Source organism: Actinomadura sp. KC216, assembly GCF_004348535.1.
In the GTDB taxonomy this organism is placed as follows: domain Bacteria; phylum Actinomycetota; class Actinomycetes; order Streptosporangiales; family Streptosporangiaceae; genus Spirillospora.
The window spans coordinates 1-8,369 of sequence record NZ_SMJX01000345.1; the positions used below are offsets into that span (position 1 = coordinate 1).

At 72.5% G+C, this 8,369-nt stretch carries 9 protein-coding genes; 7 read left to right on the forward strand and 2 right to left on the reverse strand.

Features of this window, described 5'->3' with window-relative positions:
* Window positions 1-670, reverse strand: a 670-nt coding sequence (locus E1264_RS36210; protein ID WP_132180979.1) for a DUF2637 domain-containing protein, incomplete at its 3' end; no start/stop codon positions are given.
* A 312-nt stretch (window positions 671-982) separates the two neighbouring features.
* Between E1264_RS36210 and E1264_RS36215 the strand changes: the two genes are divergently transcribed.
* From E1264_RS36215 to E1264_RS36245, 7 genes are all read left to right on the forward strand, one after another.
* The gene (locus tag E1264_RS36215) at window positions 983-1,723 is read left to right on the forward strand and encodes a DUF6585 family protein (RefSeq protein ID WP_132180981.1); all 741 of its coding nucleotides are present in this window, start codon (window positions 983-985) and stop codon (window positions 1,721-1,723) included.
* A gap of 122 nt (window positions 1,724-1,845) precedes the next feature.
* Complete coding sequence (locus tag E1264_RS36220; RefSeq protein ID WP_207936711.1) at window positions 1,846-2,202, forward strand: YciI family protein; 357 nt, start codon at window positions 1,846-1,848, stop codon at window positions 2,200-2,202.
* The gene (locus tag E1264_RS36225) at window positions 2,199-3,458 is read left to right on the forward strand and encodes a DUF6596 domain-containing protein (protein WP_132180985.1); all 1,260 of its coding nucleotides are present in this window, start codon (window positions 2,199-2,201) and stop codon (window positions 3,456-3,458) included. The genes E1264_RS36220 and E1264_RS36225 overlap by 4 nt, the downstream gene beginning before the upstream one ends.
* Window positions 3,459-3,468: 10 nt before the next feature.
* Window positions 3,469-4,329 (forward strand): alpha/beta hydrolase, encoded by an 861-nt coding sequence (locus E1264_RS36230; RefSeq protein WP_132180987.1) that lies wholly within the window; start codon window positions 3,469-3,471, stop codon window positions 4,327-4,329.
* An 89-nt stretch (window positions 4,330-4,418) separates the two neighbouring features.
* Window positions 4,419-5,816, forward strand: a complete 1,398-nt coding sequence (gene cysS / locus E1264_RS36235) for a cysteine--tRNA ligase (RefSeq protein ID WP_132180989.1) — start codon at window positions 4,419-4,421, stop codon at window positions 5,814-5,816.
* Between the two features lie 136 nt (window positions 5,817-5,952).
* The gene (gene rlmB / locus E1264_RS36240; RefSeq protein ID WP_132180991.1) at window positions 5,953-6,876 is read left to right on the forward strand and encodes a 23S rRNA (guanosine(2251)-2'-O)-methyltransferase RlmB; all 924 of its coding nucleotides are present in this window, start codon (window positions 5,953-5,955) and stop codon (window positions 6,874-6,876) included.
* Window positions 6,877-6,964: 88 nt separating this feature from the next.
* Window positions 6,965-7,852, forward strand: coding sequence for an EamA family transporter (locus E1264_RS36245; RefSeq protein ID WP_243711389.1), 888 nt, complete (start codon window positions 6,965-6,967; stop codon window positions 7,850-7,852).
* Here E1264_RS36245 and E1264_RS36250 read toward each other — a convergent pair.
* A partial coding sequence (locus tag E1264_RS36250; RefSeq protein ID WP_347813442.1) for a DUF6596 domain-containing protein occupies window positions 7,836-8,369 on the reverse strand: 534 nt, incomplete at its 5' end. The genes E1264_RS36245 and E1264_RS36250 overlap by 17 nt on opposite strands.

Sequence of the window (8,369 nt, forward strand, 5' to 3'; positions counted from 1 at the left end):
GCTCCGGGACGGTGTCCAGCGGCGCCGCGGGCTCTTCGGGGGTGAAGGGGATGAGCGGCTCGGGCTCGTCCAGGAAGTCGAAGGGCGACTCCGGCTGAGGCTCGGCAGGTTCGGCGGACTCGCCGGACTCGGCCGGGGCCTCCAGGGCGAGCGGTCCGGGCGCGGCGGGTTCGAGGACCTTCACGTGGCCGCGCTGATCGATGGGCTCGGGCTCCTCCGCGACGGGACGCGCCACGCGGATCTGCTTGAACATCGTCAGCCACAGCCACACGCCGAGCACCAGCATGATGTGCGGCGCCACCGCCACGCCCGCGCGGACCGAGTCGCGGGGCAGCTCCGCCATACCCCAGACCGAGTCCTGGACGGAGACGGCCGCGCCCCCGGCGATGAGGAGCAGCAGCAGCGCCCAGCGCAGCAGCCGCGTCCACCAGCGGGCGTTGCGGGTGATCACGAGGGACAGGATCGTCAGCGCGGTGAGGGTGTCCGCGATCGCCGGGTAGAGCGGCGCCCAGCGCTCGCCGACGCCGCCGTAGCGGGCGAGGTCGCGGAGGACGTCATAGGTCAGCGCGTACGCGGCCCCCGCCAGCGCTGCGACGATGAGGCCGGCGAGCGCGGTGAGCAGCCGCCGCTGCACCGGGGTGAAGGAGGGCCGGGTCGGATCAGATGCCATGTCACTCGTTCCGGGGGAAAGTCGCGCCTGTGAGGGTCCTCAGGGGAGATTAGCCAGCGCGGACGGCGGCGGCTCGTCCATTCCAGATGATCACATCGCGCTGCGAGCGATATGGGCATCGACGTACGGTATGGACGACGACATCCGGAGAGGAGGCTTGATGACCGCAGCGAAGCGAGGATCATCGAGCCGACCCTCTCGGGGGTCTGGGGGTCGTCCCCCAGATGGGCAGCGTTTGATGACCGCAGCTAAGCGAGGATCATCGAGCCGACCCTTTCGGGAGCAGCGGGTCGCCTCCAGGGAGGCGGGGTCGTGAATTCGGGGGATCGTCTCGGTGAGCCGGTCCGGAGGTTCGACGGGCGGGCCGCGGGCCGTCGCACATGGGCCTGGCTCGCGCTGCTGGTCCCGGCCGTGCTGTCGCTCGTGCCGGTGGCCATCCTCTACCTGCGCGCCCGCGTGTGGTGGGTGGGCGTTCCGGCGCTCGTGATCGCGATGGGATACGGGGGCGCGGTCGGCTGGATCGTCGGGCACGCCCGTCCGGCCGTCCGCGGCCGGGTCGTGGTCCTCCACACCGGCGGCCTGTCGGTCTCGGGGCGCGGCGGCAGGACCGGCTACACGTGGGACGAGCTGACGTCGGTCACCGTCTCCGGCGTCCGGGACGAGCCCGACGACCGCACCCGCTGGTCGGTCACGATCGTCGCGGAGGACGGGCGCGTCCTGCGGTTCGGCGACGACATCCCGGACGTGCGGGCCCTCGGGATCGCCGTCGCCGAGGAGATCACGGCGAGGATCGTCCCGCGGCACCTGGCGGCGGTGAAGGCGGGGGAGTCCGTCCGGATGGGGCCGTTCACCGTCGACCTGCGCGGCATCGAGAAGGACGGCGACCGGCTGCCCTGGCCGGTCGTCCGCGAGGTCGAGATCGACAACGGCCTGGTGATCGTGCGCGCGGCGGCCGGGTGGACGGATCTGCTGACCGTGGCGGCCCAGATGCCGGACGCCATGGCATTCACGGCACTATGTCACCAGGTCAGGGAGCTGACCGAACTTCCCTGAAGATTTTTCCGCGGGGACGTCGAGGGCATGTCGAGAACGCGCCCGCCGCTCCGATCCATGGGTGACGGGCGTCCCGCGCAGGGCGCGCATCAACGACACAAGGAGACACGACCGTGAAGTACATGCTGCTGATCTTCAACCGGCCCGGGTTCGTGGAGGAGCTGACGGAGCAGGAGCGCGACGCGCTGTTCGCCGAGGTCGACGGGCTCATGAAGGAGCTGTCGGAGTCCGGCGAGTGGGTCGGCGGGGAGGCGCTGGCCGACCCGTCCACCACCAAGAACGTCGTGGCGAAGGGCGGGCAGCCCGCCGTGACCGACGGGCCGTTCCTGGAGGCCAAGGAGCACTTCGCGGGCTACCTCACCGTCGACTGCGAGTCGGAGGAGCGGGCCGTGGAGATCGCCAAGCGCTGGCCGGACGTCCGGTTCGGCGGCCGCATGGAGGTCCGGGCGATCATGAACGATTCCGGGACGGAGATGTGACGGTCCCGGCCGCCGTCGAGGACCTGCTGCGCACGCTGGCGCCGCAGGTCCTCGGCACGCTCGTCCGGCGGCACGGGGCGTTCGACGCCTGCGAGGACGCCGTCCAGGAAGCGCTGCTCGCCGCCGCCGTCCAGTGGCCGGAGGACGGCGTCCCGGAGAACCCGCGCGGCTGGCTGCTGACCGTCGCGACGCGGCGGCTCACCGACCAGTGGCGCAGCGAGCGCGCCCGCCGCGACCGCGAGGCGGCCGTGTTCACGAAGGAGCGGGGCGACGAGGCGGGCCCGCCGCCCGGCGAGGACGACCGCCCGGGCGACCGCGACGACACGCTGACCCTGCTGTTCCTGTGCTGCCATCCGGCGCTGTCGCCGCCGTCGCAGGTCGCGCTGACGCTCCGCGCCGTCGGCGGCCTCACCACGGTGCAGATCGCCCGCGCGTTCCTCGTGCCGGAGGCCACGATGGCGCAGCGGGTCAGCCGCGCCAAGCAGAAGATCAAGGCGAGCGGGGCGCGGTTCGCGCCGCCCCCGCCGGAGGAGCGGGACGAGCGGCTGCGGGCCGTCCTGCACGTCCTGTACCTGATCTTCAACGAGGGCTACACCGCCTCCAGCGGACCGGACCTGCAGCGCGCCGACCTCACCTCGGAGGCGATCAGGCTGGCCCGCGCGCTGCACCGGCTGCTCCCGGACGACGGCGAGGTCTCCGGCCTGCTCGCCCTCATGCTGCTGACCGACGCGCGCCGCGCGGCCCGCAGCGGCGACGGCGGCCTGCTGATCCCGCTCACCGAGCAGGACCGGACGCTCTGGAACCGGGACGCGATCGACGAGGGCACGGCGCTGATCACCGACGCGCTGACCTGGTCGCCGCCGGGCCCATACCAGCTGCAGGCCGCGATCGCCGCCGTCCACGCGGAGGCGGCGCGGCCGGAGGACACCGACTGGCCGCAGATCCTCGCCCTCTACCGGCTGCTGTCGCATCTCTCGACCCAGTCGAAGTCGCCGAACCCGATGGTCACGCTGAACGAGGCGGTCGCGGTCGCGATGGTGGACGGCCCGTCCGCCGGGCTCGATCTGCTGCGGCCCCTTGCCGACGACGACCGCATGTCCGGGCATCACCGGCTCGCCGCCGTCCGGGCGCATCTGCTGGAGATGGCGGGCGACGCGGACGCGGCGCGGGAGGCGTACCGGCAGGCCGCCCGCATCACGACCAGCCTTCCGGAGCGGCGCTACCTGGAATCCCGCGCCGCCCGGCTCAACCGATAAGGACATTCCGATGGAAACGACAGTGCGAACCCTTGCCGTCCCGGGCGCGACCCTCCACTACGAGGTGCGCGGCTCCGGACCCGTCCTGCTGCTGATCTGCGGCGGGATCTACGACGCGGCGGGCTATGCCGGGCTCGCCGGGCTGCTCGCCGACCGGTACACGGTCGTGACGTACGACCGGCGCGGCAACTCGCGCAGCGCGCTGGACGGGCCGCCGGAACCGCAGCGCGTGGACGTCCACGCCGACGACGCGTCCCGGCTGCTCGCGGAGGTGTCGCCGGGCGAACCCGCGTTCGTGTTCGGCAACAGCTCGGGGGCGCAGATCGGGTTGGCGCTCGTCGAGCGGCATCCCGAGCAGGTGCGGACGCTGGTCGCCCACGAGCCGTCGCTGCTCATGCTCCTGCCTGACCCCGACCACTGGGAGTCGGTGATCGCGGACGTGGAGCGCGCGTACCGTGACGGCGGCGTCGGCCCCGCGATGGAGACGTTCGGCGCGGGCCTCGGCATGGGCGGCGACCCGGACGACCACGACCAGGACCACGACTCGGCCGGTCACGGGGCCGGCGCGCCCGACCCGGAGATGCTGGAGATGTTCGCGCGCTTCGAGAAGAACACCGACTTCTTCGTCGGCTACGAGGTCCCGGGCTTCGGACGCTGGGTGCCCGACGTCGACACGCTGCGCCGCTCCCAGACGCGGATCGTTCTCGTCGCGGGGGAGAAGTCCGCTGGTGAGCCACCGCATCGGGCGGCACACGCGCTGGCCGAGCGGCTCGGCACGACGGCCGAGACGTACCCCGGCGACCACGGCGGCTTCGGGGAGGAGGCGGAGGCCTTCGCCAGCAGGCTGCACGCCGTGTTCTCCGCGCCCTAACCCGATGGCATGGGGGTATCAGCAACTGGCATGGCGTCCTTGTCGCGCCGGGCGCTCCGCGGTAGGCCCGATTCCAATAACCTGGGTTCGTGAGTCTGCGCTTCTACGACACCGGCACCCGTAGCGTCCGCACGTTCGAGCCTCTCGAAGAGGGCCGCGTGGGGATGTACGTGTGCGGTGCCACCCCGCAGGCGTCCCCGCACATCGGTCATCTGCGCTCGGGCGTGATCTACGACGTCCTCCTGCGCTGGCTGCGCGCGTCCGGCTACGAGGTCACCTTCGCCCGCAACGTCACCGACATCGACGACAAGATCATCGCGGTGGCGGCGGACCGGGGCGTGCCGTGGTTCGCGGTCGCCGAGGGCAACCAGCGGGTCTTCACGCAGGGCTACGACCTGCTCGGCTGCCTGCCCCCGACGATCGAGCCCCGCGCCACCGGGCACGTCCCGGAGATGATCACGCTCATGCGGCGGCTGATCGACAAGGGCCACGCGTACGCGGTCGGAGGCGACGTGTACTTCGACGTCAAGTCGTGGGCCGACCAGTACGGCGAGCTGTCGAACCAGCGGCTGGAGAACATGCGGTCCGCGGGCGACACCCCCAACGAGCAGCTCAAGCGCGACCCGCGCGACTTCGCGCTCTGGAAGGGCGCCAAGCCCGGCGAGCCGTGCTGGGAGACGCCGTGGGGCGACGGGCGTCCCGGCTGGCACCTGGAATGCTCGGCGATGGCGACCAAGTACCTCGGGCCCGTGTTCGACATCCACGGCGGCGGCGTCGATCTGATCTTCCCGCACCACGAGAACGAGATCGCCCAGTCGCGGGCGGCCGGTGACGGGTTCGCCCGCTACTGGCTGCACAACGGGCTGCTCACGGTGGACGGCGAGAAGATGAGCAAGTCCGTCGGCAACGTGGTGCTGCTGCCCGACCTGCTCGGCAAGGCCCGTCCCGTCGAGGTGCGCTACTACCTGGTCTCGGCGCACTACCGGTCGCTGATGGACTACACGGACGCGTCCCTGGCCGAGGCCGTCTCCGCCTACCAGCGCATCGAGGGCTTCGCGACGCGGGCCTCGGAGCTCGTCGGCGCGGTCGCACCCGCGCCCGCCGTCCCGGCCGCGTTCGCCGCCGCGCTCGACGACGACCTGGGCGTCCCGACCGGCCTTGCGGTGCTGCACGAGACCGTCCGGGAGGGGAACAGCGCGCTCGCGTCCGGTGACCGTGACGCGGTGCGCCGCCACCTCGCGGACGTCCGGGCGATGGGGGAGGTCCTCGGCGTCGACCCGCTGTCCCCGCAGTGGAACCGCGCCGGTGAGGACGATCTCCGTCCCGTCGTGGACGCGCTCGTCGCGGTGGCGCTGGAGCAGCGGCAGGCGGCGCGCGCGCGCAAGGACTACGCGTCCGCCGACGCGATCCGCGACAGCCTGTCGGAGGCCGGGATCGTCGTCGAGGACACCCCGCAGGGCGCCCGCTGGGAGCTCAAGCGCGGCTGACGCGGCCCGGCCGGTGCCGGGCGGCGGATAAAATTGGACGTTCGCGGGGGTTCGCCGCCGTCCCGCCGAGAACCGAGCCGCCCCGGCAGCCGCGAGGGCGGGCGAACCGCTGACCGTCGCGAGGGGCGTACCGATCATGGCCAAGAGCAAGGGCAAGGGACCGACTCCCAAGGCCGAGGACAGGCACTGGCACGGCAAGCGCCAGAAGGCCCGCGCCGTCAAGAGCGCCAAGCGCACCGGCACCCCGACGCTCGGTCCCGGCGGCCGCGCGAAGGCCGCCGCCGAGACCCGGGAGCGGCCCGCGGGCCGACCGGCGGGCGCCCGCCGCGCCACCGGCGAGGTCCCCGAGCTGGTCACCGGCCGCAACCCGGTCGTCGAAGCGCTCCGCGCCGGGGTTCCGGGGACGACGCTCTACGTGATGTCCAGCACCGACGAGCGCGTCCGCGAGTCGATCCAGATCGCCGCCGACCGCCGGATCCCGCTCCTGGAGGCTGGGAAGAACGAGCTGGACCGGATGACGGACGGCGCCGTCCACCAGGGCATCGCGCTGCAGGTCAGGCCGTACCGGTACGCGCACCCCGACGACCTGCTCACCGGCTCGGCGCCGCTGATCGTCGCGGTGGACGGCATCACCGACCCGCGCAACCTCGGCGCGATCGTCCGGTCCGCCGCCGCGTTCGGCGCCGCCGGGGTCGTGGTGCCGGAGCGGCGGGCCGCCGGGGTCACCGCCGGGACGTGGAAGTCGTCCGCCGGGACGCTCGCCACGGTGCCGGTCGCGCAGGCCACGAACCTCACGCGGCAGCTCAAGGCGTACCAGAAGGCGGGCTGCTTCGTCGCCGGGCTCGACGCGTCCGGCGGCTCCGCCGTCACTGACCTGGAGGTCGCGGACGGGCCGTTCGTGCTGGTCGTGGGCTCGGAGGGCAAGGGTCTCGGACGCCTCGTCGCCGACACCTGCGACCTGCTGGTCACGATCCCGATGCCGGGCCGGGCCGAGTCGCTCAACGCGGGCGTCGCCGCCGGGATCGCCCTCTACGAAATCAGCCGCCTCCGCACCGCCTAATTTTCCTTCAACGGGAATAATCTCAACGTTCATACACTTGATGTTCGCGTAAGGCCCGCCCGGGCCCCCGAACGTCGAGGTGATCACGTTGACCGCCGCCCTCGCCCTCCCGCAGGTCCAGCGGACCCGCTACACCACCGACCTGGCCCTCGCGGCGCTCGCCCCGGCCAGCTGGGGCACCACCTACGTCGTCACCACCACGCTCCTCCCCCCGGACCGCCCCCTGCTGGCCGCCACGCTCCGCGCGCTGCCCGCCGGGCTGATCCTGCTCGCCGTCACCCGGCGCCTCCCGCGCGGCGAGTGGTGGTGGAAGTCGATCGTCCTCGGCATGCTGAACTTCGGGGCCTTCTTCCCGCTGATCTTCTTCGCCGCGTACCGGCTGCCCGGCGGGGTCGCCGCGACGATCGGGTCCGTCCAGCCGCTCATCGTGGCGCTGCTGTCCCTTGGCGTCCTGCGCGTCCGCCCCGCCCGCGCCGTCCTGTACGCCGCGCTCGCCGGAACCGGCGGCGTCGCGCTGCTGACCCTGAGCTCCGAGGCCCGCCTCGACCCGCCCGGCATCGGCGCCATGCTCACCGCGACGTCCCTGATGGCGACCGCGATCGTGCTGGCCAAGAAGTGGGGACGCCCCGAGTCGCCGCTCGTGATGACCGGCTGGCAGCTCACCGTCGGCGGCCTCGCCCTCGCCCCGCTGACCTTCGCCGTCGAGGGCACCCCTTCCACCGTCACCGGCGAGAACGTCCTCGGCTTCGCCTACCTCGGCCTCGTCGGCACCGCGATCGCGTACGCGCTGTGGTTCCGCGGCATCGACCGGCTGCCCGCCACCTCCGTGTCCCTGCTCGGCCTCACCAACCCGATGGTCGCCACCATGGCCGGGCTGCTGATCCTCGGGCAGACGCTCACACCCTGGCAGATCGTCGGCTTCACCATCGCCCTGGGCGCGCTGGTCGCAGGCCAGACCTTCAACCGCTCACGCTGAGCCGCCGCCCCCTCAGAAAGGCCAGCTCGGCCTCGTTCTCCGTCCGCTCCATCGCCTCGTCATAAGCCGCCGCGGCCTCCACACCCCGCCCGAGCCTCCGCAGCAGATCAGCACGGATCGCATGGAACAGGTAGTACTGCCCGAGGTCGAGTTCGTCCACCACCGCCAGCGCCTCCTCGACGCCCTCGACCTCGGCCACCGCCACGGCCCGGTTCAGCGCCGCCACCGGCGTCGGCGCGACCACCATCAACTGGTCGTACAACTGCAAAATCTGGCGCCAATCGGTGTCCTCCGCCCGAACCGCATCACTGTGCACCGCGTTGATCGCCGCCTGGATCTGGTACGGCCCCGGCCGGTTCCTCCGCAAACACTCCCGGACGAGAGCCTGCCCTTCCTCCACCAGCCCCCGGTCCCACAACCCCCGGTCTTGATCGGCCAGCAGGACGAGCTCGCCGTCCCGCATCCGGGCATCCTTACGCGCCTCGATCAGCAGCATCAACGCCAGCAGCCCGAGCAC

Excerpts from the sequence above, each read along its gene's own strand:
- E1264_RS36220 (WP_207936711.1), top strand. The coding sequence starts at position 1,846 with ATGCTGCTGATCTTCAACCGGCCCGGGTTCGTGGAGGAGCTGACGGAG.
- E1264_RS36230 (WP_132180987.1), top strand. The coding sequence starts at position 3,469 with ATGGAAACGACAGTGCGAACCCTTGCCGTCCCGGGCGCGACCCTCCAC.
- rlmB (WP_132180991.1), top strand. The coding sequence starts at position 5,953 with ATGGCCAAGAGCAAGGGCAAGGGACCGACTCCCAAGGCCGAGGACAGG.